The following is a 1,169-nucleotide window of genomic DNA, read 5'->3' as shown; positions in this document are numbered from 1 at the left end:
TGATGCTTCAATGGCTAGGGCATGGTATCGCCAGATTGCTTCATCACACCAGGCTCTAATAAAGACAATCGTCACTGAAAAAGATAAGGATCAACTCGAGAATTGGTTGAGCCGGTTTACAATGGATAAGGCATTAGTCAAGTCAGTCATGGATCGTCATGGGAGTATTGACTTTCCTGCTCTGTTCTCTTTCACTCTCACTAAACTGATGATTGAATGCAAAACATTTATATTTGAGACAAAAGCCTCCCTCCCCAATAATGGCAAGATCAACTCTGCTACCTTCAGTGCCGATGGCCGCTATCTGGTGAGCGTCAGCGATAGTAAAACGGTGATAATCTTTGGTCGGGAGACCGATGGTTCATGGCAAGCAAAAGGCACTATCCCCCATAATGGTCGTGTCATATCATTCATGCTCAGTAACGATGGCCACTATGTAGTGACCGCCAGTGAAGATCGCAATGCGAGAATCTATGGCAAGAAGGACGAACATTCATGGGAAGAAAAAACCACTATTACCCATGATAATCGTCTCATGTCAGCTACCTTCAGCGCCAACGATCGCTATGTAGTGACCGCCAGTCACGATGGCAAGGCGAAAATCTATGGTCTGGAAGACGATGAGTCATGGGCAGAAAAAGCCATCATTAGCCACGATTCTTTAACATCAGCCACCTTCAGCGCCGATAGTTGCTATATGGTGACCACCAGTCTGGATCATACAGCAAAAATCTATGGCAAGATGAACGATGGGTCATGGATAGTAATAGCCATCATTTCCCATGACAAACCAGTCTGGTCAGCCAAATTCAGCGCCGATAGCCGACATATGATCACCTGTTGTGAAGGTAACAGGATGAAAATCTGTGGCCTTGAGAACGATGGGGCATGGGAAGAAAAAGCCATCTTTCCCAATGAGGATCGTTTCTTCTCTGTCACATTCAGCGTCGATAGCAGCCATATGGTAACCTCCGGTCAAGATGGCAGGGCGATAATCTATGGTCTGGAAGACGGATCATGGAACGAAAAAGCCATCATTTCTCATAATGATTGGGTCCTCTCAACCACCTTCAGCCCCGATAGCCGCTGTGTGATCACCCGCAGTAGAGATAAAAAGGCGAAAATCTATCGCCTGAACGATCATGGATCATGGGAAGAAAGAGCTACCA

General features: G+C 46.2%; 1 protein-coding gene. It reads left to right on the top strand.

Annotated elements, in window-relative coordinates; translation table 11 throughout:
• Window positions 1-121: 121 nt before the first annotated feature.
• On the top strand, window positions 122-1,169 hold a 1,048-nt coding region (locus KDK16_RS08620; RefSeq protein WP_257275621.1), incomplete at its 3' end, for a WD40 repeat domain-containing protein.

The organism is Endozoicomonas sp. SESOKO4 (genome assembly GCF_024606275.1).
Note: the sequence above shows the minus strand (reverse complement) of the source record. Positions and strands in the feature narration are given on the sequence as shown.